Below are 24,635 nucleotides of genomic sequence, written 5' to 3' on the forward strand. Positions count from 1 at the left end.
TTACAATGTTTTTATTTTCTCTTGTGCGACAATGATTGCATCGTTGCAGAGTTCACGTTCTTGTTCATTCTCAACTGCATCAATGAACTTATCAGCCAACCACAAGATGAGCATTTCCTTTTCATCCTGATGCAGATATTTTGCAAGCTTGATGACCTGCTCACGCTTTGCTCTTCTGTCACCTCGCTCTATTTTACTAAACATCGGTGTATCAATTTCCAGTACTGCTGCTAACTGTCGTTGCAACAAACCTTGCTCTTCTCTGAGCTCTTTAATCTTATTTCCGAATAACATATCTATATCAACTTTTATCGTTAGCAAGTTGCCAGCAAGTTAAGCATATTTCTTATTGTATTGATTATCAGTATTTTAATATTGTTATTAAACTTTTATATGACATCTCAGCAAGTTACAGGCAAGTTAAATCTAAGCCCAAACAGGGATATATTTCATATATCTTGGAGCTGTATTTGGATCAAGTACTTTTATTAAGTTCTTTCCAATTGCCTCTTTAATTAATCTTGAGGAGCTGCTGGATGATGTTTCTGGAATGCCAAATCTATCTCTAAGAGACTTATTCGTCAATGCATCACCTTGTATATACATTAAACAGGCATGGAGATAGCATGACCATAGTTTATCTTCCATCGGGATATTGCTAAATTCCATTTTAGAGAAAAGAGTGACCTTGGTGCTATCTTGAAATACTTCTATACGAGGAGCAGGAAGATATTGAGCCTCACAAGCCAGCACCATTCTGTCCCATCCACGGCCAAGTTCCTCACACATCTTCAAACGACGCATGAGGGAAGCAAGTTTTTCGTTTCTCGACTTCGGAGGATTATCAATAATACGAAGTACATCTACCAATGGTGTTCCAGGATTTGTAACCTCGATACGATTGTCAAATATCTCCACTACAGGAGCAGCTCCAGTTATATATAGATCTTGGTGAATAAGGCTGTTCGCAATAGCTTCTCTTACTGATGGTAAAGGGAATTTACTTGTTGTTGACAATTGAATGGCATTTACATCCTCGTTGCTAGGCAATAAAGCATTCACATAGCGCACGATATTCTCAAAACAAACTGCATAGCCCTGTACAAATAATTCCTCTTTCCGAATCAGCAGTCTATTGATTCCATTATACTGAACTACGCGCATCGCTTTACGTCCTAATCTTGCAAATTCATTCAAGTCCTTTGCAAAAAGAAGAGCACCTAAATTTGTTATTGAATAGAGACCATTGTCCTGAATCTTGATAATTTCATCCTCGTTCAGATAATGTACTACAGCATCCTTTTCTGCAAGCTGTGGAATCTTAAGTAAGGTAAAGTACGCATCCACTTGAAGCAATCTAATAATATCCTCATACCTTTGGTCTGTTTTTACACAAACATCTTCAAACTGGGCATGTCGCAACTTATCCCATAGTTGAGCACGGAATACAGGAAACTCATGCAACTTCTTTGTATAGCTGCCACTACGAATATAATCTATCTTCTGAAAGGCGACAGGCTCATTGAGTGCTTTATGAATCCTAATCAACTCTACGTGCTTACCGTCTATATCTGTATTATAGAACTCAAAATCAGCATTCTTAGAAAGAAGATAGCGAAGCCAGTTCTCCAACTCCTGTTCACCTTTTTTCTCAAGTTGAAGGCGTACCTTGGTGCCCACTATATCATGACTGCTATCATCTATGCCCCATATCATATAAGCATAATCACGATCGTTCAAAGTAGCACTATTTGCAAGAGCGCTAATATCCTCACCAACCATTGTTGGCTCACAATTGTTATGCTTAAACTCAACCCAGCCAACTTCTTTGGGAAGCTTGCAAAGTTCTTTTACCAGTATGTCGATATTTCCAATCATATGAACGTATAATTATAAATAATCTCACACCCCCCAACATTTAATCTGCATTATGCAAGGACTCTAATTCTCTTTGTTTCTCTTCAATAGACGCATCGTCAGGAAAAACCTTTATAAATATTGAATAGTATAAGATCTTTTTTCCTCTAGTTGTCATTGGAAACTGATTTGTGTCATGTAATTGCAAGTCTGCAAACTTGTTTACATATTTGTCAAATGCATTTTTTTCAAATTTCATGTTATTATCTATAGATAATATATCTTTAAGTATTTTCATTAGTGCCTCGAAGCCTACAGTTGACTGTAAAACATTTGTTGGCTTAGATTTCGTATCATACTTCCAAAGTGATGAAAAATAGTGTTGTATTGATGAAAAATAGTAAAACAAACAGTCTGATATTGAAGAATCATCGTCGGTTGCATAGAACTCTCTAAAAGGAAGCTTCTTTGTGCCACTGTATCCTTTGAGCTCCTTACGCTTCCTAAAACGATCGTTTTCGGCCTCTTTCGATGATTCTGAGATAAAGGACACTATTCTCTTTATCATTGTAGATTGAGAGAGTGGTGGAATAAAAGTTCCATCATAATCATTTCCATATAATTTTATTCTATTATAAAAAGGTGATTTGGGATGCCCATTCAAAGCGAGACAGACTTCCAATGCAGTTTTGTATGGACTGTCATTTTCTGTTAGTCCAAACAAACTGTATACTAGATCCTGAGACACTCGTTTTTGGGTTCTGTTAATTGTTGAAAAAATCATCGCCTGATACTCAAGGCTTTTATCCATAAAGCATGATATTACAATATCCATATTTAATAGGCGATTGAACTTTTCTTTATAACTTATACCATCAGTTCCAACATAATCTGGGTTCTTGCTTAATCGTTCCAATGCCAATTCAATACCACGGATTCTATGTTGTCCATCAATAATTGTAACATAGATGTCATAGGAATCCTCTCCACATTTCGCTTTACTAATACCTTCTATGACTTCTTTTTTGAATGAAATGGTAACAGTATTATTATCGAAAACCTGACTATCAATAGCAGACAATGGAATCCCTAATACAATATTTGTTGGAAACATTGCTGTTTCATCATTGATTAGAAAATCTGCTATTTGATTGGCTCTGGAAGTTTCAACATGACGTTGAATGGTTTCACTGTATACAGGTTTGCCATTATCATCAAAGTCAACGACAAGTCTTTCTGTAAACATTGTATATTTAAGGAGATCTTGTATCTTGGCTGTTCCAATTATAAAATCTTGCCCATTTTGGTATACAGGAAATCCTTTTATTTCTATTTTGTGATTACTCATGAGTTCTATTTTTAATTATTCCAACATTTACCATGTTTATTCCTAGAATTAGCTTCTATATCTTCTCCAAATGTTTTGTCATTTAGACATCTGTTATCATATTGTGATATAACCCAGACTATCCATGAAATCACTATACATATAAATGCAGGCCAGCTTATCTTATAATAATACGAAATAAAAGTAAGCAATATAGGCAACACAATACATACAATTGGAGATACCTGTGCTAAACTACTTTTGTTTTTTGTATCATTAAAATAAAGAAGAATTGGTACAATGGTAGGAATTGCAAGAGCCAAAGAGTATGTAATCACATTTTCGGTTATAGACCATAAGTCTCCTTTATTATTAATAAATTGGAATAAAGACGCAAACACACCTAGCCCTCCAATGAATACAGTGTAAAAAAGGAAATGAATGGTAAAACTTGTACACCATGGTTTTTTAAACCTTTCCCATAGTTCTCCGAAGATAGAATCACTATTATAATTTATAATATGCATAAGTATCTTTTTAAAGGTCCTGAAGTATGTCTACAAATACAGTTGGAGAAGAAAATGAAATACGCTCCACTTGCCATTTTTTATACAGATAGTCAAAACCAGCATTTGCATAACCTTCAATTTCGTTTTCGAGAGCACGCAAGAATTTTGCTATGGTTTCATCATCTGCATTTTCCAAATCAATCCACTCATAGCCGAAGCTGCCAGAACGATTGAGCATCATCATAATGATGTAGTCACGAATCTGAGCTGGCTTCCACTTGTACATTACGGCAAACTCTGTTGTTGCCTCCTGCGCTTCAAAATACTTTGGCCTGCCAAGGCGAACGCCTATGATGCAGGCATACATAAATGTTTGGTAGAAAGCACCGAACTGTGCAATATTACCTGTACCAGTCTTCTCGCCTTTATTTGAGATGGCTTCTATCATTGCACGATATTTGTCGCTGTAGTGAGGACGTAGATCAAGTATCTTTTCTTCTAATTTTGAGCTATTCATAATCGTTTGTCTTATTCAGAATAACATTTTTTCTTTGTAACGAGGTTTGAAGAATCAGCTTTCTCTTCAACATAATTCACGTAGAATGTACCATCAAGTTCATTACGCTGCATGCGTTTTGCAATCTCAAGGCCTCCCGGAAGGATGAGCTGTTCAGAATCAGGATCATACAAATCCTTAATCATAATGATGCTCTGGCGAAATACCTTTGGAGCGATGTCAAGGAAGTTGTTGATGAACTTGATGCCAAACTCCGAGAATGGCGCATCTGAAATGAATGGATAGTCAAAACTCTGATTATTTTCCTTTGAGGAAATAATTGACATCACAATAGCCAATTGTTTCATGCGCTGGAAACCAGTACCATTACCAAAGAGTTCTTCGCCTTTGTCATCTACAACCTTAACGCGAACAGTACCACCATCTTCACGTTCGAAATGCAAATTTCCACCAAGTGTCTGATTTCCTGCCGTCAAATCACGATACATTTTGTTCGCAACCGTCTGAAGGTTGTTGACAATGTTGGTAAAGATGCGTTCCTTGGTATCGGCAAACATTTGGGCGATGCATTGCATGTCGTTATACAGCTTTTCTGCTTTCCTGACAGGTGAACTATTCTGCCTTTTATATAGTTCCTTCCGAACCTTTTCTAATTTGTCTGACCAAAGATTTATTTTTCCAGTATATTTCTGAATCTCCTCGTTCTTGTCAGAAATGGTCTTCTTTGCTTGGTTATATCCAGAAAGTGTCTTACGGTCTTCTTCAGGAGTCGTATTACCAGCTCCGACCAATGCCATCTCACTTTCTTTCTGTTCAACGACATTCTCCTGTGCAGCAATTAGATCATCCAGGTCGAAGATGCTATTCATGTAAGCCTGATAATCTTCTGCAATTTTAGGAATGGTAGTTTCGTAAAGTCCTGTTGTTTTCTGTATCTTACCATAGTATTGCATGAACGAATCAGAGGCATGCATAGCCTTACGTGGACGCTCCATAATCTTTTTTATGTGAAGCCAAGGCTCAGAATTTCTTGGTGCCTCGCGGTCACAAACTTCGCAATGACAGCGTTCGAGCATTCTTTTGAGCGATGGCGTATCAGGAGAACCCTCAGGCAAGAGTATGTCAGGATTCTCCATGATTTTCTTTTGAGCAAGTGCTTGACTCAACGCAATACGGAAGTCATCAAAATCACTTGTTTCGCCCTCTAATCCCATAAGTAGCCAAGGACAATTCTCATCAAATAAACGGCTTGTTATTGATTTTTCCAGCTCCTCCTTTTTCTTCTGAAGATTCTGTAATTTTTTTTGCTCTGATTCATACTCATAACGAAGCTGTTCACGCTTTTTGCTTGAATAGAACTCTGCTTCAAACCGCTGCTCTTCTTCCTTGGCGCGAACAAGTTCCTGACGTGCCAGGGCAATCTTTGCTTTCGCGTCCTCAATCCACTTTTCGTGATTGTCACGATCTTGCTGGAGTGATGTAATGGCTTCATCAGCAGAGTTGTTTCTCTTCTCCTCTGCTCTGTATTCTTTCTTTGCTTCACCAACTAGATCATTTGCCTTGTCACACATCTGAATAAGGTTGTTCATGTCAGCAAGTGCATTAATCGTGTTCTCCAAACCTGTGAGGGTTGAAAGATCAACAAGGCGCTCCATCGACTCGCCTTGCAGTAAAGAGTATTTTTCCATATCATAAGGAATTTGCTTTCGAATAATCTCTGCTTTCTCATCCTTATCCATTATGAAGTTATCCTCATTGTTAATGGTGTGCTGCACATCAGTATTAGCATTGTACAACCAGTCATTCTCTTTGGTACAATGAACCGATTTGGTCACAATGTAACGTTCTCCATTGTTCTCATAAACGATTCGTACACCCATTGTGAAATCATCACTTTCACGACGAGCCTTACCCGACATCATCTTGAAATACGACTCGTTGACGGGATAAATTTTCTTGTCATCAGAATCATACACCTCATCACGCAATATCCACAGGAAGCCATTGTAAAACTTTGACTTACCCATATTGTTGTCAGCATTAATGATGTTTATACCCTCGGTGAAGGTATAAGTGTTATCTTCGTAACTTCCATAATAATTATAGAAGTTGCAGAAACAAATTGATCTAATTATTGTACCCATAGTATGCCAAGAGTTTAGTCAGATACTTTTTTCATTATGCCCTGGAATGTAGCAGGAATGGTGCGACGATTAGCCACACAGTTAATTACATCCTTGATGATTTCAATAGGAGTATGGTCGGAAATGCCAGTATAAGAAGCAGACGATGCCTCCTCCTTAGTTATGCCGAAATGTGTCTGAAGCTCTTCGGACTTCATTACTTCTTTGAAGATTTCTTGTGGTTCCATATCTTGTTGTTTTATTATTCATCTTCGTTCAATACCATGCCATTGAGGTCAATATCGTAGAAACTGATTACTTCGTCGAGCGTATCAAGAGCACCAGTATAGTAATTACTTGCAAGAGAGCCAAAATTAGCAACTCTTCTCATTTCATTCTCGACCAAATGTTTTTCCATTGTCCAGAAACGTCGCTCATAATAAGGAGAAGAAAAATCTGGCACAACGATAATATCGTAAATCCAGGCAAACCGCTTGTCGTCATGCTTGCGCAACAATCGACCTCTTCGTTGGATAAACTGTCGAGGATTGCCGGTACTTGATGTGAATATGCCATACTCTGCACGTGGCACATCAACGCCCTCGTCCAAACAGTTCTTAGCAAAGAGCACGTTAAGCTGTCCATTTGCAAAGGCTTCAAGTTTATGTTTACGCATTGCCTTTGAGTCAACACCTGTGTAAGAATTGCATGTGGTATTCGGAAATGTATACTTCAGAATACACTGCATCTGTTTCAGAATGTATTCGTCAATCGCTTCGTCATCGGCTTCGTCAGAACGTGTGCGTTTACCTGCTGCCGAATAAACAAAGCAATATTTCAGTTTGTCTTCGCCAATCTCCTGTATGATTTGACGGAAGACATCCATCTTGTTGCGTGCTTTATGTAGGATGTTCTTTCTTACGAGTAGGAGTTTCCTTGCGCGTTCTGGGTCAGAGAATCCTCCCTTTGAACCATTGTAAAGTTGGACAAGCTGTCTTGTGATTCTTGCATACTCTTCCATTTCCGATTCCTCTAGCTTTGCCAGATATGGGAAATAATGATAAGGCATCAGTCGTTCTTCACGAATGGCCCTGCGCATAGAAAAACTGTACGTGTATGGATGTGTATCGTTGAAGAAACTTTCTATTTCGCGTGTGCCTTCCTCATCGTAGATTCGATTAGGTGTGGCAGACAGGGCAATTCGTCTTTTTATTGTGAGACGATGAAACGCCTGTCTTACGGATGCAGAACCAATGTTGTGCGCCTCATCGGCTATAAGTAAAGTTCCTTCTGAGAGTTTTGACAAAAGTACCTGAAAGTCTTGCATCACAAAAGATTGGTAGGTGGAGATGATTACATAATTCACATTACGTCCACACCTCATCTTTGTGACCACCTGCATTACATCCTGCTTCCAACGATGGTTTTCTGAGGATACCTTGATGATATTACGATAGTTGAAGTTGGCAACCTCGTTGCCCCATTGCTCAACTAGAGCAAGTGAAGGTACAAGTATCAACAAATGGTAGAAGCCATCATCCTTATACTCTTCAAGAGCGCAATTAAGTGATGTGATAGTTTTACCTGTACCAGTTGCCATGGCGAATACTCCTTGTTTGCCACGTTTTGCCCATGCCTCATAAGCATCAATCTGATATTGACGTGGACCATCCTTGAACTTCTTTGGAAAATATGGCTCATCAAAAGCTGATTCTGCTTCCTCTTTTGCAATTTCTTCCATCACTTCATTCTCCAAGCGAATCAACTCATCAACATTCTCAGTCGGATATTTTTCGACAATTTTACGGCAAAACTCATCAGCAGAGTAAACCAATACATCTTGGTTCTGCCCATTCCAAATGCTATCGAAATCATCTTGGTAACACTTTATACGTTTTTTTGCTTCTTCATTATGCCAAGAACAGACGCAGTCAATTGCTTCTATGTTCCGAGTGAGACCTGCTGCTGTAAGGTTCATTGAACCATTAAAAGCTACCTTGTTATCGTAGAAATCGGTAAAGATGCCAAACTTTTCATGAGCAATACCACTTTCCTTAAGTAACACTATCTTTATCTCTATGCGATTATTAGCAATAAGATAAGAAAGACATTGAAAAAAGAGCTTATCACGATGCGAGAAAATCTGCAAAAGCTTATCGTATGAATTAAGCATGTAGTCTTCAAAACCTACATAATCTCCATTTTTCAAAAGATTGTAATCTTCTTCCGTGATATTCGGATTGATGTACATACGCATTCTGCCGACATTTTTTACAAAGTGGGCAAAACCACATGCAAGCACATTAAAACAAGCACTACTGAAATATCCTAAGCCAAGGTCAAGGGTTGAACTATTGGACAGCGCCTTGGTGAAAAACTCTGTAGGTTTGTGTTCTCGTTTGGTAGAATAACGCAATTCGAAATCCTGAGTGCGAAGTTCTGTCTGCACAGCACTGTAAACAATAGAGCTGTCCTCACACACCTTATTAGCATTCGGGTCGTAGAAATACCCATCTTCACCTTTTTTGCGTCCTTTAAGATACCGAGCTTTTACACGCTTCATATAACCATCGTACGGAATACTGCATAACCCCCATGTCTCATTATCAAAGTGGATGAAAACTTCTTTGTCCTGGCACAATGAAGATTGAAGATTTCTTCTCGTTGTCGGTTTCTTGTTGTGTAAATTCACATAAGCAAGGATGTCTAACAGTTTCTGTGGTTCTTCAGGATGGGCTTCAAGAAAATCCTTCACCAATCCACGAATAGTTTGTACTGGTTGCTTATGTAGCTCCTCTTTCTTGGCTTTCGGAATGAAGATGTTATCATCCGGATCAGAACTCAATTCGTACTGGTCATAAACCTCCACTTCAAGTACACTTGCAATCTTTGAACTCAAAGTGAGGTCATAATCCTTCCAAAGGTCAGGACGTGATTCAATCCAACTCTCCAGCTTTATACACTCGTCGCCCTTAGCAGATGCTAACATCTGCCTGAACGCTTCGTGAAACTTGTCAAAGTCAAATACGTCAGCGTAATTCATTCTGAGGGTGAGGTCTATCATAGTTCTTCTAGTCCTTCGTGTATGTGGTCAAACAGGTAGTCAAAACCTACGAGGTTGGGATTGTCTTTTACGTCTGCGGCTATACGCTCCAAACCATCATCAAGGTGCATCTTGAAGTAGCGAGGAAGATCTTTGTCAGTATCCTTGATGCCGTAGTGAGCACACACCATGGCAACGTACAATGGAAAGAGATTACCGAAGAGCACGCTCTTGCTGTACTCCTTACCTCCTGCATCTTTTATCTCGGTTGGTTGGAACTTAATACCACTTTTCAGCGAGTATGCAATGGCAATACGTGCAATCACATTCTCTGCACCCAAAGCAAACTTTCGAGTGAGTTGTGTTACAAGTTCCTTGTTCTTGGCGCTTGTCTTTATCTGTGCTATTGCTATCATACTCGTTTAGTAGTTATAATCGTCAAACAAATGCTCTGCCTTCGCTGCTTTGAATTCAGAGCGTGTTGTATCATTCGTAATGAGTGTGGTACTACCCACAAATGGAAGCATCATATCCATTTCTGACTTTGTCAACTCCTTATGCAGAAGCGGGAAGAGGACAACCTGCTCCGATATTGACGGGTAGAACTCCGTAATAATCTTAGAACTGTGGCTCTTGTCGAATTTCTGCAAAGGTGAGTCGATGAATACAGGGAACTTGATGCTACTTTCATCTACAAGGGATTTCAGCAGAGATGTGGCATAAAGCTGTTTCTCGCCCTTTGAGAGCTTGTCCTTATCTATTTCATCGCCTTCGGGAGTAAACAGCAGAATATCCATAGCATCAGCATCAATTGTAACCTCGACTCGCCCGATGAAATCTTCCTTGTGCATGAGCAAATTGAGGGCTGTCTTGATTCTGCGTTCCAAAGATGACTTTTTGTTTTGTTTCAAAGACGAAAGAAATGTGTCAAGTTCGCCTATAAGCTGGCTGGCGAGAACATCCTTCTTTTCGTCTGCATCATCCACACTAACACGCTTGCTCAAATCCTTTATCTGTTTTTCGAGTGTGGCGAGTTTCAGATTTGATTCGCCTGTCTTTTCATGCAGTTTACGGATGGCATCATCAGTTTCCTGAATTGCTTTTTCCGTATCGTTCTTCTTCGAGCGCAGTTGCTTGATGACCTCGTCACTTTCCTTGCTGTGGATGTTTGAGAGGCGACGAGAATTGCGCTCCAGCATTACCTTGTTCTTGCGGTAATTCTCTGCCAGCGTTTCAAACTCTATTCGGTAAGTCGTTGTTATGCTGTTATAGACGGCTTCAATTTCTGCAAAGTCATCATCGCTGAGAATCATCTGTGGTTCGCGGTCAGATTTCTCACCACGATATTTTGCTACAATAGCATCAAGCTTCTTGGTGGCATCATCCTTACTCTTCTTCTCGATAGGCAAGGATGCAAGCATGGCAAGAAGCTCCTTGCTGAGCGAATCAAGCACATGGTTCTGGGCAATCGAAACGTTGTTACTGCTGATGGTATCGTGATCTGCTTTGGCAAGTTCGTATGCCTGAGCAAACACGTTTCCGGCAATGGCAAATGGTGCGTAGTCAATGAATTGCTTGAGCTTGCCCTTCATTTCCACGTCATTCTTCTTGCAGGTTTCAATGATGACCTTTACACGATTTATTTCCTCTGACTTCACGCCACTACCTTCGCGTGAGAGCTCTGTCTGTAGTGAAGTGTCCTCTTGGCGAAGCGTAGTAAGCTTGTCGTTAAATTTTTGAATCTGCTCTTCAATCTCTGTAGCCTTCTTGTCGGCATCCTCCTTTTGTGCAAGGAGTTTTTCAAGTTCGTGACGCAATCCAATGTCACGTGACTTCTTGCGATAGCGAAGGCGAAGACTTTCAAGGTTTGACTTCAAATCCTCGTATTTGCGGATGCCGAGAACTTCCTCGTATGCACGACTCAATCTACGGCGGTCGGCAATGGTTCCTGTCTCTGCAAGCTCAACAACTTCCTCAGAGTCGAAGAAGAATAGACGTGCAATGTCCTTGTTCAGGATAAAGTCATTGATGAAAACGTCAGGTCCTATTTCATCGGTCAGCTCATTGCGCACTCCATCAATCATTATTTCCACCTGTTCCTTCTGGAGGATAGAATCATAGCTACGAATTACGTCAATCACACGGCAAGGAATGGCAGGAATGGCAAGCTCCGAAAAACGGATGGTCACGCTGTAAACCGAATCCTTCTTGATCTCTTCAAATTCATTGGTGTAGCCATGTTTCTTGATGAGAGCAGTAATCTCTGGAGTAAGACTTGCCTGATAACGCTTGGCGGCGTTGATGTTCAGATTACTCTGAAGAAGTGCGTTGTAGTTGACATTGGCATCCTGTCTTGATGCTGGTACGTCACCCACAAAGCGGCCATAGAGACACCAAAGCAGCGAGTGCAAGAATGTGGTCTTACCAAAGCCGTTCTCGCCACATACGAGGTGTACGTTCTTCTCCTTGTTGAGAGCAAACTTTATGGTATTCACGCCTTCATAGAGGCGGTAGTTGTTCAATGTAATGCTCTGTATAATCATGCCTTTGCCTCCTTCTCTTTGATGAATGAATCCAATCGTTCCTCAATGTCATTCTGCAAACCAAACTTGCGCATCAGTAACACCTTGCTCTTCTGTAGGGCAAGGAGTTCTTGGATGAGCTGGAAATGCTGAGGGTCGGTGCATGATTTCTCCAGAATGAGACGCTCTTGCAAACCAATTTCAAAATTAGGTATGGTGTAGCCGTAAACTTCATTATAAATATCATTGACGGTAGTGGAGAAGTTGCCATCACGATACCAAATGACCTGAATGGCAATAAGTTCCTGATTCGTAATAAGGATGACGCTAGAATGTCCTTCCTGTACAGTCTTCTGCGTTTGTAACAACTCGCGGAGCATTTGAATGCGATACTCCATAGTGTAGTTGCCAAGATTGTGGCCCGTTTCATCAACTGCACGCTGTCCATTTCTACGAGTATCACAACGAAGTTCTGAGACATTACGATTCTCTACCAAACTGTTTCGGAATTCGAGAAGTGGTTTCATCCAGTCGACACCGTTCTTGATAAGCGAAGACATTGACTTGTCTTCTTTTACCACAGTGCAAATCCAGCAGCCGAAGCGGCTTTGCCCACAACTGCGGTGGCTATCATCTGTCACAACTGTTGGGCATTCGTAGTCATCTGCTGAAGCATCTAAGTAGATGTTAAAGAGTATCTTATTGTCAAACCCCCATGGTGAAGGGATGGAATTAATAATCCACCAAACCTCTTCCAGCATCAGCTCTTTAATAGGAGCATATGTGAAAGTGTTTGGATTGAGGGGGTGCTTTGAAAGTCGATGTCCCTTGATTTCATGTCGGCGAATACTGCGTTCACGTTGCTGGCTCTCAGTCAGGCGAGTGCCTACAAGCACAATCGCCTCACCATCAGCCACTACTTGGTCTGTGATAAACTTAGAAGTCGGCTTTATTTTCATTTTTTCTGTGCAGAAACGGAACGAATTATTAGGTACGGGATACCCTTTTCCAATAACGCAACTCCAAAAAGTATCTTCTAGTTGTGGTGTAGTTGTCACCACTTGTATAGGCATCATCTGTTCACGTGCGGCATCGCCAATCTTCAGAAGCACGGTAGAAACATACTCTTCGATGATGGGATTTTCCACCATTGTATCGTTACAAACCACATACACACGTCTGCGCAAAGGCTTCCTATCTTCTCTTAACTCCTGCATGGCTATCCAAGTAAGCATCAGAAGAACAGTGGAGTCTTTGCCTCCAGAAAAACCAATAATCCATGGACGGCAGTTGATGTCTGCTTCCATGTACTGATCCTTTAGTTCATCTATAATAGCACGAACTCTCTTTGATTTTATCTCTGACTTCATGCTTTTTTTGAGTAATTATATTGATTCATAATTATACTATTACTTGTACTTTGGCTCTGGATATTTCTCTTTCCAATCCTTGCCGTAGATTTTATTTATGTAATTGTTCGCACCTTCATATAAAAGGTCAAAAACCTCATCGTCAGAAATGCCATTTGTTTCAATGAGTCCATTAATGCCCCATTCATCACAGCCTTCTGGAAAGAACTCCTCATCTGGCTCAAACCAAATATCCAACTCATTATTATAAAAAGAGTGGCTTGCTTGGTCACTGATATCAATGCATTTTGGGTTAATCTTGCCATCAATCATATCTTCTCCCCAAGATTCTGTATCTTTTTCCATGCTTTCTGCTTGTGACGAAGCCATGTCATAACCAGCTTCTATCAAAGCTTTACGCAATGATTCAGTCTTCTGCTCTTGTGTGAACACTTTTGTATCACCCATCTTTATCTGTTTTCTATTTTACACCAGAGTTTGGCAATGTAGCACCTAACATCTGATAATAGATTTTCAATTATACGAATTTTCTTATTCTGAATTGTCAAATTTTGGATACAAAGATAATGATAAATAATGTAATAACCATAAGAAAACATAAAAACGTGCTGAATATGAGCGAATTTAAGAAAAGGTCAACTATATATAACACTTTTACTATAGCTGACCTTTTAGGGTAGATGTATCAAACTCTTTTTAGGTATGATTCGAGTAGGAGTTCATTCACTGAAAACATCATCTCCATGGTATGTGTTTTTGATGTCCCTTTGTTTGGATATTTTATGTCTTTATATAGACATATAGAAAAACCATGCAAACAAAGACTGTTATAACAATGCAAAGGACTTTCAACCAAAAAGAAGAGAACCAGATGCCATCATTATTAACCAACATATCCTTAATCCGTCTCTCATAGGATTCTATTCTCTGTTCTTGTTTGGCACGATGAGTTTCAAAGGATTGTTCCTCTTTGGTTAAAAAATCTGAGGTGAGATTCTGTAGTTGCTCCAAATGTTTGGGTATAATTTTCGCTTCAAACACAGTATTATGTTGTGCTTCTACAATTGCTTTACAAATCCCAGAGACTATATTATCCGAGCTGGCAACAGCAGAATTGAGAGCTGATGTGGCTTTATCTAAAGTGATCGAAGCTTTGCGGAGTTCATCAGTCGCTTCCTGCAATCTCCTATTGGCAGCTTTAAGTTCAGCCAACCGTCTATCAATATCAGCTGATACTGTATTGACCTGATTCTCATTATCTATCTCGTTCATCAGGCAGTTTATGTCTATACCGTTGTTTTTTGATTTTCCAATACTCATGTCTGTTATTATTAGTTGAATTGAAAATTATCTATGAATACCTTTTCTGCGCCTGCATATGGCGTTTGCCATCTTTGCACAACGGTGGGCCCATTTAATGTCATCATCATCCTTGTCGCGTCCCCAACCGGTAGTGTCTGATGAACCGCCACCACTGGAAGCTGCCATGCTTGTGGCAGCCTCCAGGTAACCGGCAAAGAGAAGAAGAGCAGTATGCTGTATCTCTTCAATCTTTGCGAGGGGATGGGCTTCTTCCAAAGAGCACTCCTCACGGATGATGTTGTCGGAGGCTTCCGGTATGTCCACATGATAACTGTGATAGTTGTCAGTTGCAATATCGTAGTGTTTTACTACTAGTTGCAGAGTGTCCTCATGTCGTTCAGCAGGAGCCGGAGTTGCTGACCGTAATTGCTCAGAATTTGGCTTCGATGGATAAGACTTACTCTCCTCCGGATGCAACTTACGCCATGTGTTCTCTATCTTAGAAGGAGTGAGGTTACGCCCGATGCCCAACACAGATGATTTATAAATGGAGTTACCACGTTTCACTGAATAGCCGTGTATTCCACCTTCGTCCTTTTCTTGCAGGTGCACTCCGTAGCCTCGTTTTATCAGTTCAATTTTATATCGCTGCCAACTGAATACTTCCATAGAACGGAGTATCTCCATACAACAGTCTGAGATCTCTTTCTTGTGATGTTCACTGATGTTCTCAGACTGAATCCAGCCCCTCCGTTCGTTGATGATATTTGCAGCTCTAGCAGCCCTCTCTCCAATCAGATGGCCGTCATTGACATGGCATTCCATATCCACACGATTGGCATCAATGTGCAGGTGAAGTATGCCACTCTTGGAATCATGATGTAAGGCAACAACATATTGAGAACCATTCAGGTTGGTGCATTTGGATGATGCCCGTTTGGTCTTCTTGGACAGATCTATCGAATCGAATGTCTGTATGAACTCGTTTGCCAAACGTAACCAATCGTCCATCGTCCAGTTCCGGCTTTCTTCTTCAGCAGGGGAAACTTCAATTCTTATCACGGTCTCTTTAAGTGGTCTTCTCCTTTGGAGTTGTGCAGCAAACTTTTGCTGGTGAAGCATCATTCTTCTGTACATGGCTTCAGGTGAGATGTTGTCAGGCAAGTGGTTTACCTTGACTAATTCAGCCCTGTCCTTATTCACAGAATAAGTTATGGCATTCTGGCCATGTGAAATTGTGGCGGCTTTTGCAATCATATCGGGTAAGTATTTTTATTCGGTAATGTATTCTTCTATCTGTTTCCATCGTATGATAAGCTGTGCGGCAGCTTTCATCCATTGCTCCACAAATCGGGTGTCTTTGATATACATTACCCTTTTGTCAGCCTGTATGGACTTTAAGGCCGCTGAAATGCGAACAAGGTCTCCTCGTGCATCCGCAAGGCTACACAATGCCTCCACCTCTCGGTCAGTCAGCCGCCGACGTGGATGCTGTCCCAAAGCCGTGCGGCGTATGTAGTTGCTTAAAGACAATCCGCAGGTTTCGGCGAGCTCTGCAGCCTTGGCGTATTCCTCTTCCGTCACTCTTGCTTCAAGCCTCAGTTCGCGTCTGACGACTTTCCTTTTCTTCTTATCGTCTTTTCCTTCATCGGTATTCTTTTTCATATTCTGGTTCATTATAGTGGGTGAGATCTTAAATTAAAAATGGACAGCCCGGTGGGAGCTTGCGACTGCCGGGAACCGCTTATGTTGTACGGGTGAGCAAAGCGAATTTGTGCGACATAGGCACTTCTTGCAAGCTGATATAAGAAAGTTCTGGACATCCTTTAGATTATAATGTGTCACGCTTTTCAATCTGAGAATTGAAGTCGGCGGATTTTTCCTCAGCCAAAGACTGGCTCTGATAGGGACGAATATCTGATGGCAGCCCGCTTGTTCCTTCAACTTTATTATCTGCTATCTGGATGGGGATATTTCCTGCCGTTTTGCTGACCTGATTGTCAGATGGGTTAGATGGTAGTCGGCTATTGTTATCTGCAGAATGACAAGGTCTTTCGTCACTGTCACCATGTCGGTCTTTCATACGTACATAAAATGGATTGTCTATGCGTATTTCATCCTTCATCCATGCCGATACACATTTTAAAGTATGGATACTCGTTCTGTTGCTCTGAACAGTTGTGACAATATCAAGCTGGTTCATTTTGTCGAGCAATCTTGAGATTGTTTTCTTGTCATAACCCAATTGATTGGACAATTCCACTTCCGATAAGGCGGCCTGACCAATATGCAATGTTGTAGCAAAGCCCTTTTTGGAAAACTCTGTTTCTGCAAGTACAGTAGCTTCAATAAGCCGATACAGAATCTTCATTCTGTCTATGCCGTACTTACTGTCTGCCAGATAACTGAGCTGTTCTGACGAGAGTATTATACAATAATTCATTTGCTTGTTCATATAAATTACGGATTATAGATGATTCAACATTAGTGTAGCCAAAAATGAAATCAGCGACGCCATCCCTGTCCTCTTTCTGGCATATAATATTCCTTATCATAAGCTATATGATCAAGTATATTCTGTAACCGGTCCAGCTGTTGGCCGTCAAGCGCCCGAATAGCTTCTATCGTTATTCTCTGCGAGGCAATTCTTCTATGCTCACAATTTGTTTCAGACATACTGCCGTCACCGTCAGCATATACGCTATGCAAGTAATCATTTACAGCCATCGTCTGCTCTTTGCTCGGGAAAGTGGATGGGTGACGGTCTTGAACATACTCTACCATGTGGCTAACCGCATTTGCCAGTAACGGATTATATTCGCTGATAAGTTCAATGAGTTCTTCCTTTCTCATGATTATGGTCTCTGTTAAGTGATAATTAAATTTGTGATTTGTCCGTACGATAAGTCCCATTGTTGAATATGGTCTTTTTCACCATCTCATTGAGTCGGTCAGCAATACGGTCCTCATAATGTTCCCGGATTTGTTGTGGTGTGAGGTTTGTGGTAATGATGGTAAAAAGCTGCTCTTCGTAACGCTTGGTAAGCAAGTCGATTACCGGAGTATAAACATTACCATAATCCATTACCTCTGAAGGCTCCGTACCAAGGTCATCAATGCCAAGCATATCAACACAGACAAGTTTTCTGTATGCCTCATAGTTGTTCTTACACTGGTAGGCAATGTACTTTGCATCCACAATCTGGATTCCGTATGTTCCCTCGTTGTATGGCTTAGGAATATGTAGATAGTTTAGTAACTGTTGGAATGCTTTAAGCATGGTGCTCTTACCGTTGCCACATCCACCGCATAGCAAAATACCGAAACTGGAAGATGGTGAGGTAAGCCAGCTTGCCATGTCATGCAGCTGTTTTTCCACATCTTCGTTAAAACAGAAGATTCGGTGGCGATATTCCACCTCAGCCTTGACAGCGGCTAACAGGCAAGCATATGCCTGCTCTTCAGACATATGCAGTTTAAAACGAGCCTTCATAGGACGTCGTTTCAGTAGAGATTTCTTTAACCCCTCTACGTCGATTTTGAGTGTCGTATCCATTTGATTTTACATTTTTATTGTTTGAAAAATTAATCGAACCCTTATTAGTAAAACTATCTTTCTCTTTATCTTTTAAAAGGGTAACGTCTGCCGTCAATCCATCCGTCAGCTCTACCGTCAAGTTATTCGTCCATTCAAGGAGTGAATATTTGGATGGTACATGGCGCGATTTTCCATCAGTAAAGGAGATAAGTCCACGCCTGGCAAGATTCTTGCGAGCAGTGCAGAGTGTCTGTTTCGACATATGCAATACCTCGCAGATTCGTACAGTAGAACATGGCACCGGCATATTCCAACGGCACTGATTGCACTCATTCACTATGAATGCATACAATGCGACTTCGCTCGTGGGCATATACTCCAAGGATGAAGCTCGCCAAAACTGATTCATGTAATCTATATACGTCATTTTCTTCCTCTCTTAGGATTGTTCGCAACGTACTCACGTGCTTCGTCATAAATATCCTTTACAGATTTGCTTGAGTTCTGCATCAACCAGGCATCTATCTCTGACTTACGAAAGATGATGCTCTTACCATTCTTGTGGAAAGGAATGGTATGGTTGCTCGTCCAGCCGTAAACGGTCTGTTCAGCAGGATGGTTTGGAAGGTATTTGCAAAGGTCTTGTAAGGAGAACCAAGCATCTTCCTCTACTTTGTTGTTTGACTGCAGAGCATCGAACTTCTGTTCAAGAGTCTCCAACTTCTCAAGGATGTTAGCCATAATTTGTGGCATTGCATCAAATGTAGGTACTGTAGTACACATGTGAATAATGTTTGTAATTGGCTGCAGCAATATGCTACAGTCACTCTCTTTGGGAAGAAAGCGACAGCAAAAGTATCGTTAAAAAAAACGGTGATTTTGGCATGATTCATAGCATAAAAACTCCATAGAATTCATATGTACTCAATGAGTGCAACTTACTTATTATCAGCTATAATAAACAATGAAATTTATAAAAATATTTTTCGTATGACATCGCTATGATTGGCGTCATAACTGCATCATAACGACAATCGATAATCAAAGAGGTAAAAACTAAAAAAGCCACTCACACTGAATGTGAATAGCTTCTTGAATCATGAAGAGAATATTGCTGTAATATGAAGTCTTATATAGCGTTTGCGTGCTATTGCTTTTTGGAATCATCAGATGGCTTAATCATGTCGTCTGAAAGAGAAATGCGGATTGCATCTGCGGCTGCTTCTTTCTTCTCATCAACAATCTTCGCATAAATCTGTGTTGTTGTCACTTTCTTGTGACCAAGCATCTTGCTAACGGTATAGATGTCCGTGCCTTTTGTGAGTTGCAATGTGGCGTAAGTATGACGGAAGCAGTGGAACAGAATACAGGAAGCAAGTAGATGAAGGAATGAGAAAGAAAAACGTAATTGGTTGAATATGAGCAGAAGTTCTGTTTTTTGCTGAGATAATGGAAAGCAAAAATGGACAAGATATTGCAGGTGTTCAGTTACCAGAATGTTAGCTGACCAGTTACCTGAACCGAATAGGTAACAGGCTGAACAATGAAGAAACTGTCACAGAGACTATTATTCACTGTATGTCAGCATTTTGCATATCAAAGAGCGCTTATAAAATAGGTAATTTTGCCATTAAAAAATAAGCGTATGAAAGTAGAAAAATTCAAGGTGTTGCTCTACCTGAAAAAGAGCGGTCTTGACAAATTCGGAAAGGCTCCTATAATGGGGCGAATAACGGTAAACAATACGATGGCGCAATTCAGTTGTAAGCTGTCATGTACTCCAGAGTTATGGAATCCAAGAGAAAGCCGACTGAATGGAAAGAGTAAGGAAGCCGTTGATATTAATACGAAAATTGACCGGCTCTTGCTTTCGGTCAATTCTGCATTTGATTCACTTGTTGAGCGTAAGATTGATTTTGACGCAACTGCTGTCAAAGAGCTTTTGCAGGGAAGTGTAGAAACCCAGATTACTCTGTTGAAACGGCTTGATACGCATATCGAGGATATGCGCTCAAGAATCGGTATTGATGTAGCTAAAAGCTCCATGTCAACATACATTTACACCCGCAGGTATCTTGGAGAATTTATTCAAAAACGATTCAAGACAAGTGATGTTGCTTTTGGACAGTTGAATGAACACATCCCATGGGAGTTTCAGGATTATATACTGAAGGACAAAGGACTTGCGGTAGATACGGCAAGACATTATTTGGCGATCCTGAAGAAAATCTGCCGGATGGCATTCAAGGAAGGACATGCAGAGAAGCGTTATTTTGTGAATTTCAAACTACCCCAAGAGAACCGGAAACCACCACGGGCTTTGAGTCGTGAGGATTTTGAGAAGATCCGTGATGTCGTAATACCACCGGAAAGAATTACTCATAATATAGCCAGAGATTTGTTCCTCTTTGCCTGTTATACAGGAGTCCCGTATGCGGATGCAGTTTCAATCACTCGAGAAAATATATACAAGGACGATAAAGGCGACTTATGGTTAAAGTATCTGAGAAAGAAGAATGAATATCTGGCCCGCGTCAAATTACTGCCGGAGGCGATCGTTCTTATAGAAAAATATCGTTCGAATGAGAGGAAAGAGCTTTTCCCGATGATACACCATCCCAATATGCGACGGCACATGAAAGGTTTGCGTGATTTGGCCGGCATAAGCTGTGATTTGGTCTATCACATGGGAAGACATACCTTCGGAAGTTTGATAACCCTTGAGGCCGGTGTGCCTATTGAAACAATCAGCAAAATGTTGGGCCATACCAATCTAACCACGACACAGCTTTATGCAAGGGTAACTCCTAAAAAACTTTTTGAGGATATGGACAAATTCATCGAAGCAACGAGTGATATGAAACTGGTATTATAAAATCAAAAAAGAAAGAATCATGAGAAGTACATATAAGCAACTATATTATATAAACCGTGGTAAAGTCAAATCTGACGGGACCACATCAATCATGTGTCGTATTACAATAGACGGAAAGGCTGTCGTATTATCAACCGGGTTGTATTGCCAGCCGGAAGAGTGGATCAGCAAGAAAGGAGAAGTCAAAAATAACAGGCTGAACGGAATGCTTGATGAATATAAGAAACGCGTAGATGAAACTTATGCTGAACTGTTGAAAGTGAACGGCGTTATCAGTGCGGAACTTCTGAAAACAGCCATGACAGGAACTGCCGACATCCCGAAGTATATATTACAAGCAGGGGAAGTGGAACGGGAAAATCTAAAAATCCGTTCCATTCAAATAGATTCAACTTCCAGTTACAGGCAATCAAAAATGTATCATTACTATCTGGGTGAATACATCCGTTCTTTGGGCAAAGAGGACATGCTTTTTACAGATATAACCGAAGAGTTTGGCATCAATTATATTTTATATCTGAAAGCAAATTACCCTCATAAGTCGTCATATCGGAACCATTGTCTTTGTTGGCTGAAACGCCTGGTCTATCTTGCTGTAGACAACGGAATTTTGAGATATAATCCTTTGGATGATATAAAATATGAAAAGAAGGCACCCGCAAAGCTCATGTATATAAGCAAGAAACAACTTCAGGAGATAATGAGCAGCCCTAAACCTGATCCATTACAAGAACTGGCAAGAAGAACCTTTATATTTTCATGTTTTTGCGGTTTGGCTTATGTTGATGTATGTAATCTTTATCCACATCATATTGGTACAACTGCGGAAGGACGGAAATATATCAGAACTTATCGTAAGAAAACAAGCGTTGAGTCGTTTATTCCGTTGCATCCGATAGCGGAGCAGATAATTTCCTTGTATAATACAACAGATGACAGTAAGCCCATCTTCCCGTTACCAATACGTGATATGATCTGGTTTGAAATACATGAGTTGGGATTTTCCCATCAGTTCAAACATAACCTGTCATATCATCAAAGTCGTCACACCTTTGGTACCCTGATGGTTTCAGCTGGGGTTCCTATGGAAAGCATATCAAAAATGATGGGACATACAAATATCAGAACCACACAAGGATACGCAAAAGTTACAGATGACAAGATTTCGGAGGATATGGATTGGTTGATAAGAAAAAGAAAACAAGTATAATAAATTCAAAACAATCTGTGTTGCAACTAGTTTACAACACAGATTGTTTTGAACATCGATTATAGTTGCCTATCATTCAAGTTGTTTATAATATGAAAGGATAGCATTATCGATAAAACTTACTAAAGATTCTGGTGGAGTACTGCGAGGGGCAATTGAATCCATGATATCATTATCTGAGATTTTTCTTCCCTTCTCCCTGTTGAATCCTATATTTTCATAATCATCATATAGTGAATTGCAGAATTTAACGAAAAAAACTGCTAAATATTTTCCTCGTAGAATTTTCGATGACAACTTCCTTTCAGTTATATAATTCATTATCATCTCAATTTTATCTTTTTGATGATAACTAAGGTCAACTTGACTTTGCCTATATAAAATACTAATAGCCTCCTCTAAGCTCGACTTAAAATTTACTATACCATCTTTTACAATAATAATATCTTTAATTTTGAGATTTTTATAATTTGCAGGTTTGCAATTACATTTTTTCCAATGTATTATGTTTGCCATAATTGGAGTCATTATATTTTCAAATTTTTCTTTGGCTGAAATATAATATTTCTTTAAGCGTTCTAACTCATTTAATGGCAAAGTGGAAAAGCCTAGCAAATCTTGAGCTACATTAATAAATGTATCCTCAGATAATATGTCATTTTCAATAGAATAATTATCTGTAACATATACTTGTGTGCCGCTGATTAAATTAGGGTCTTCAATAATTAATGAAAGGTCTCTGTCTATAAAATAAGTTATTCGATTTGCAGGATAATCCCTTTTTGATATCTCTTCAAATATGTATTTTACATTTTCTTTACCATTGGAGGGATATAAAATAATAGAACAACCTTTTGGTAGTTTATTGTTAATTATAGTTCTATAATATGACGGATCATCATCTCCTTCCACAAAACCATAACAAGTTTTAGTAGAACCTACTTTGAAATCTGCATAAAATCTTGCAAGTGGAATAGTACGTCCTTTTCGTTCTTGTCTTAAATTATCAACTGTTCCCATCTTATTTTCTAAATTCCTCAATTCCATGTGCATACATATCCAATTCATTGTCAAAAATGAAAGGAGAGTGGGTTACTGCAATAAGCCCTTCACAAAATTCTCCTTTTCTGACATCTTCCAAAAATGTTTTTTGCCATTTTACAGACAGTGATAATTCTGGTTCATCAATTAAGACAATAAAATTGTTCAGATTTGATAAATATAGATGATTAAACAGTGATACAATTTGTTTTTCGCCCGAAGACAACTGCGGTAATGTTATACGTTGGTTATCAGCATTTAATTGTATATAAAAATCAAAGTTTGGACTATCATAAAACATAGTTTTATTCTGGAGATATTTATTGCATATTTGAACAAAATCTCTAATAGAGGTCTCCTTTGCAACGAGTTCCTTATGTGAATCATAAAGCTTTAAGAAATAGTGACATACAACTTTATCATGATCAGTTTTTATACCACGTTCTTTGATGTGTTGTAATGAGTTATACAATTTGTCTTTACTGTTTTTTGACAGAATAGATTCGTCAACTCTATTCATGATATCATGAATAGTGGCCTCATCAATAGAATTTATTTCATTATGGTTTATTGTTTTATACTTTTCGTCAACAATATCCCCTAAATACCCTAAAGTTAATTGATTAAGATTGGAACGAGAAGATTCCTTTAGATTTGTCAATGCATCTTGAATAGCGTCATCAACATCTTTCATTCCAAATTCTATAAGTTCGGTATAATGATTATTTTCATTATATCTTCTTATACGTCTACTATTAAATTCATCTTCATCAATTCGTCCATCTAAAACAACTTTTAATTCTTGTTCTATTCTACGATAAGTTGGAAGATATAAAATATGCATATCTCCCATCTCTTCGCTAAAACTTTTAATAGTTTTCTGTAAATTCTTTCTGTCTTTACTTGTTGAAGAAAAATCTGATAAATTATAATTATTGTCTAAATCTTGAAGGATAAATTCTATAGGGAACTCAAACTTCTTGCAGATTTCTTCTATAGTCTGAAAATCAAGATATTGATATTTGTTAGTAGCTTCTACTATATATCTCCTAATATGTGGAGGCATTTTTCTTAATATTCGATTGTCGAATGTTAAAGAAATATCTTTTTTGGTTATACAAAAATGTTTGGAGTTAACAGTTATCTCTATACTTTCAAAATCGTATTGAGCTAGCTTTTTCCATTGAAGAGATAAAGTGTAGTATAGCATTTTTATAATGGTTGTTTTGCATGAACCATTTTCTCCCAGCAGAATTATAGTATTATTCCTAAATTGAATGTCAAAATTTAGCACTTTGTGCAATTTGTTAATTTTGAAATTTTCAATATTCATCATATGATAATGTTTAAGTGGTGAAAAATATATGTAAAAGTAGTCAATATTTGGTTTTTATTATTATA

23 protein-coding genes and 1 pseudogene are annotated in these 24,635 nt (G+C 39.3%); 2 read left to right on the forward strand and 22 right to left on the reverse strand.

Features of this window, described 5'->3' with window-relative positions; all coding sequences use genetic code 11:
- From M3089_RS14745 to M3089_RS14840, 20 genes and pseudogenes are all read right to left on the reverse strand, one after another.
- On the reverse strand, positions 1-294 hold the full coding sequence (locus tag M3089_RS14745) for a helix-turn-helix domain-containing protein (protein ID WP_249084961.1): 294 nt from the start codon (positions 292-294) through the stop codon (positions 1-3).
- 132 nt (positions 295-426) lie between these two features.
- Positions 427-1,878, reverse strand: coding sequence for an ATP-binding protein (locus tag M3089_RS14750; RefSeq protein WP_249084963.1), 1,452 nt, complete (start codon positions 1,876-1,878; stop codon positions 427-429).
- Positions 1,879-1,918: 40 nt separating this feature from the next.
- A complete protein-coding gene (locus M3089_RS14755; protein WP_249084964.1) occupies positions 1,919-3,205 on the reverse strand; it encodes a DGQHR domain-containing protein in 1,287 nt (428 codons plus the stop codon).
- 11 nt (positions 3,206-3,216) lie between these two features.
- A complete protein-coding gene (locus tag M3089_RS14760) occupies positions 3,217-3,711 on the reverse strand; it encodes a hypothetical protein (RefSeq protein ID WP_249084966.1) in 495 nt (164 codons plus the stop codon).
- 10 nt (positions 3,712-3,721) lie between these two features.
- Positions 3,722-4,210, reverse strand: a complete 489-nt coding sequence (locus M3089_RS14765; RefSeq protein WP_249084968.1) for a hypothetical protein — start codon at positions 4,208-4,210, stop codon at positions 3,722-3,724.
- A gap of 11 nt (positions 4,211-4,221) precedes the next feature.
- The gene (locus M3089_RS14770; protein ID WP_249084970.1) at positions 4,222-6,237 is read right to left on the reverse strand and encodes a hypothetical protein; all 2,016 of its coding nucleotides are present in this window, start codon (positions 6,235-6,237) and stop codon (positions 4,222-4,224) included.
- Between the two features lie 131 nt (positions 6,238-6,368).
- Positions 6,369-6,581, reverse strand: coding sequence for a hypothetical protein (locus M3089_RS14775; protein WP_249084972.1), 213 nt, complete (start codon positions 6,579-6,581; stop codon positions 6,369-6,371).
- Positions 6,582-6,595: 14 nt separating this feature from the next.
- Positions 6,596-9,397: a DEAD/DEAH box helicase family protein gene (locus M3089_RS14780; protein ID WP_249084974.1), complete on the reverse strand. Its 2,802-nt coding sequence runs from the start codon at positions 9,395-9,397 to the stop codon at positions 6,596-6,598.
- A complete protein-coding gene (locus tag M3089_RS14785; protein ID WP_249084976.1) occupies positions 9,394-9,792 on the reverse strand; it encodes a DndE family protein in 399 nt (132 codons plus the stop codon). The genes M3089_RS14780 and M3089_RS14785 overlap by 4 nt, the downstream gene beginning before the upstream one ends.
- Positions 9,793-9,798: 6 nt before the next feature.
- Complete coding sequence (locus M3089_RS14790; RefSeq protein WP_249084978.1) at positions 9,799-11,898, reverse strand: AAA family ATPase; 2,100 nt, start codon at positions 11,896-11,898, stop codon at positions 9,799-9,801.
- A 17-nt stretch (positions 11,899-11,915) separates the two neighbouring features.
- Positions 11,916-13,268, reverse strand: coding sequence for a DNA phosphorothioation system sulfurtransferase DndC (gene dndC, locus M3089_RS14795; protein WP_249084980.1), 1,353 nt, complete (start codon positions 13,266-13,268; stop codon positions 11,916-11,918).
- 39 nt (positions 13,269-13,307) lie between these two features.
- Positions 13,308-13,715: a hypothetical protein gene (locus M3089_RS14800; protein WP_249084981.1), complete on the reverse strand. Its 408-nt coding sequence runs from the start codon at positions 13,713-13,715 to the stop codon at positions 13,308-13,310.
- A 333-nt stretch (positions 13,716-14,048) separates the two neighbouring features.
- The gene (locus M3089_RS14805; protein ID WP_249084983.1) at positions 14,049-14,588 is read right to left on the reverse strand and encodes a hypothetical protein; all 540 of its coding nucleotides are present in this window, start codon (positions 14,586-14,588) and stop codon (positions 14,049-14,051) included.
- Between the two features lie 27 nt (positions 14,589-14,615).
- On the reverse strand, positions 14,616-15,827 hold the full coding sequence (locus M3089_RS14810) for a relaxase/mobilization nuclease domain-containing protein (protein WP_249084984.1): 1,212 nt from the start codon (positions 15,825-15,827) through the stop codon (positions 14,616-14,618).
- Between the two features lie 15 nt (positions 15,828-15,842).
- Positions 15,843-16,235, reverse strand: coding sequence for a plasmid mobilization protein (locus M3089_RS14815; RefSeq protein ID WP_249084986.1), 393 nt, complete (start codon positions 16,233-16,235; stop codon positions 15,843-15,845).
- 166 nt (positions 16,236-16,401) lie between these two features.
- A complete protein-coding gene (locus tag M3089_RS14820) occupies positions 16,402-17,025 on the reverse strand; it encodes a MarR family winged helix-turn-helix transcriptional regulator (protein ID WP_249084988.1) in 624 nt (207 codons plus the stop codon).
- A 50-nt stretch (positions 17,026-17,075) separates the two neighbouring features.
- Positions 17,076-17,423, reverse strand: a complete 348-nt coding sequence (locus M3089_RS14825; protein ID WP_249084990.1) for a hypothetical protein — start codon at positions 17,421-17,423, stop codon at positions 17,076-17,078.
- Positions 17,424-17,448: 25 nt separating this feature from the next.
- Positions 17,449-18,126 carry a P-loop NTPase family protein gene (locus M3089_RS14830; RefSeq protein WP_249084992.1) on the reverse strand — a complete coding sequence of 226 codons (678 nt, stop codon included), beginning with the start codon at positions 18,124-18,126 and terminating at the stop codon, positions 17,449-17,451.
- A 405-nt stretch (positions 18,127-18,531) separates the two neighbouring features.
- Positions 18,532-18,891, reverse strand: a complete 360-nt coding sequence (locus M3089_RS14835; protein WP_249084993.1) for a helix-turn-helix domain-containing protein — start codon at positions 18,889-18,891, stop codon at positions 18,532-18,534.
- Positions 18,892-19,255: 364 nt separating this feature from the next.
- A pseudogene (locus M3089_RS14840) lies at positions 19,256-19,474 on the reverse strand (tyrosine-type recombinase/integrase); the annotation flags it as partial.
- Positions 19,475-19,753: 279 nt separating this feature from the next.
- On the opposite strand from M3089_RS14840, the gene M3089_RS14845 reads away from it, so the two are divergent.
- Both M3089_RS14845 and M3089_RS14850 read left to right on the forward strand, forming a co-directional pair.
- Positions 19,754-20,983, forward strand: a complete 1,230-nt coding sequence (locus tag M3089_RS14845) for a site-specific integrase (protein ID WP_249084995.1) — start codon at positions 19,754-19,756, stop codon at positions 20,981-20,983.
- A gap of 19 nt (positions 20,984-21,002) precedes the next feature.
- Positions 21,003-22,193 carry a site-specific integrase gene (locus M3089_RS14850; RefSeq protein WP_249084997.1) on the forward strand — a complete coding sequence of 397 codons (1,191 nt, stop codon included), beginning with the start codon at positions 21,003-21,005 and terminating at the stop codon, positions 22,191-22,193.
- 72 nt (positions 22,194-22,265) lie between these two features.
- On the opposite strand, the gene M3089_RS14855 is transcribed toward M3089_RS14850, so the two are convergent.
- Both M3089_RS14855 and M3089_RS14860 read right to left on the reverse strand, forming a co-directional pair.
- The gene (locus tag M3089_RS14855; RefSeq protein WP_249084999.1) at positions 22,266-23,213 is read right to left on the reverse strand and encodes a DUF4435 domain-containing protein; all 948 of its coding nucleotides are present in this window, start codon (positions 23,211-23,213) and stop codon (positions 22,266-22,268) included.
- 1 nt (position 23,214) lies between these two features.
- On the reverse strand, positions 23,215-24,570 hold the full coding sequence (locus M3089_RS14860) for an AAA family ATPase (protein WP_249085001.1): 1,356 nt from the start codon (positions 24,568-24,570) through the stop codon (positions 23,215-23,217).
- Positions 24,571-24,635 lie beyond the last annotated feature (65 nt).

Source organism: Marseilla massiliensis (genome assembly GCF_023336985.1).
Taxonomy (GTDB): Bacteria; Bacteroidota; Bacteroidia; order Bacteroidales; family Bacteroidaceae; genus Prevotella; species Prevotella intestinigallinarum.

Excerpts from the sequence above, each read along its gene's own strand:
- M3089_RS14860 (WP_249085001.1), bottom strand. The coding sequence starts at position 24,570 with ATGATGAATATTGAAAATTTCAAAATTAACAAATTGCACAAAGTGCTA.
- M3089_RS14765 (WP_249084968.1), bottom strand. The coding sequence starts at position 4,210 with ATGAATAGCTCAAAATTAGAAGAAAAGATACTTGATCTACGTCCTCAC.
- M3089_RS14770 (WP_249084970.1), bottom strand. The coding sequence starts at position 6,237 with ATGGGTAAGTCAAAGTTTTACAATGGCTTCCTGTGGATATTGCGTGAT.
- M3089_RS14780 (WP_249084974.1), bottom strand. The coding sequence starts at position 9,397 with ATGATAGACCTCACCCTCAGAATGAATTACGCTGACGTATTTGACTTT.
- M3089_RS14800 (WP_249084981.1), bottom strand. The coding sequence starts at position 13,715 with ATGGGTGATACAAAAGTGTTCACACAAGAGCAGAAGACTGAATCATTG.
- M3089_RS14810 (WP_249084984.1), bottom strand. The coding sequence starts at position 15,827 with ATGATTGCAAAAGCCGCCACAATTTCACATGGCCAGAATGCCATAACT.
- M3089_RS14755 (WP_249084964.1), bottom strand. The coding sequence starts at position 3,205 with ATGAGTAATCACAAAATAGAAATAAAAGGATTTCCTGTATACCAAAAT.
- M3089_RS14785 (WP_249084976.1), bottom strand. The coding sequence starts at position 9,792 with ATGATAGCAATAGCACAGATAAAGACAAGCGCCAAGAACAAGGAACTT.
- M3089_RS14820 (WP_249084988.1), bottom strand. The coding sequence starts at position 17,025 with ATGAACAAGCAAATGAATTATTGTATAATACTCTCGTCAGAACAGCTC.
- M3089_RS14850 (WP_249084997.1), top strand. The coding sequence starts at position 21,003 with ATGAGAAGTACATATAAGCAACTATATTATATAAACCGTGGTAAAGTC.
- M3089_RS14845 (WP_249084995.1), top strand. The coding sequence starts at position 19,754 with ATGAAAGTAGAAAAATTCAAGGTGTTGCTCTACCTGAAAAAGAGCGGT.
- M3089_RS14815 (WP_249084986.1), bottom strand. The coding sequence starts at position 16,235 with ATGAAAAAGAATACCGATGAAGGAAAAGACGATAAGAAGAAAAGGAAA.
- M3089_RS14830 (WP_249084992.1), bottom strand. The coding sequence starts at position 18,126 with ATGGATACGACACTCAAAATCGACGTAGAGGGGTTAAAGAAATCTCTA.
- M3089_RS14750 (WP_249084963.1), bottom strand. The coding sequence starts at position 1,878 with ATGATTGGAAATATCGACATACTGGTAAAAGAACTTTGCAAGCTTCCC.
- M3089_RS14825 (WP_249084990.1), bottom strand. The coding sequence starts at position 17,423 with ATGAGAAAGGAAGAACTCATTGAACTTATCAGCGAATATAATCCGTTA.
- M3089_RS14775 (WP_249084972.1), bottom strand. The coding sequence starts at position 6,581 with ATGGAACCACAAGAAATCTTCAAAGAAGTAATGAAGTCCGAAGAGCTT.
- dndC (WP_249084980.1), bottom strand. The coding sequence starts at position 13,268 with ATGAAGTCAGAGATAAAATCAAAGAGAGTTCGTGCTATTATAGATGAA.
- M3089_RS14760 (WP_249084966.1), bottom strand. The coding sequence starts at position 3,711 with ATGCATATTATAAATTATAATAGTGATTCTATCTTCGGAGAACTATGG.
- M3089_RS14805 (WP_249084983.1), bottom strand. The coding sequence starts at position 14,588 with ATGAGTATTGGAAAATCAAAAAACAACGGTATAGACATAAACTGCCTG.
- M3089_RS14745 (WP_249084961.1), bottom strand. The coding sequence starts at position 294 with ATGTTATTCGGAAATAAGATTAAAGAGCTCAGAGAAGAGCAAGGTTTG.
- M3089_RS14835 (WP_249084993.1), bottom strand. The coding sequence starts at position 18,891 with ATGTGTACTACAGTACCTACATTTGATGCAATGCCACAAATTATGGCT.
- M3089_RS14855 (WP_249084999.1), bottom strand. The coding sequence starts at position 23,213 with ATGGGAACAGTTGATAATTTAAGACAAGAACGAAAAGGACGTACTATT.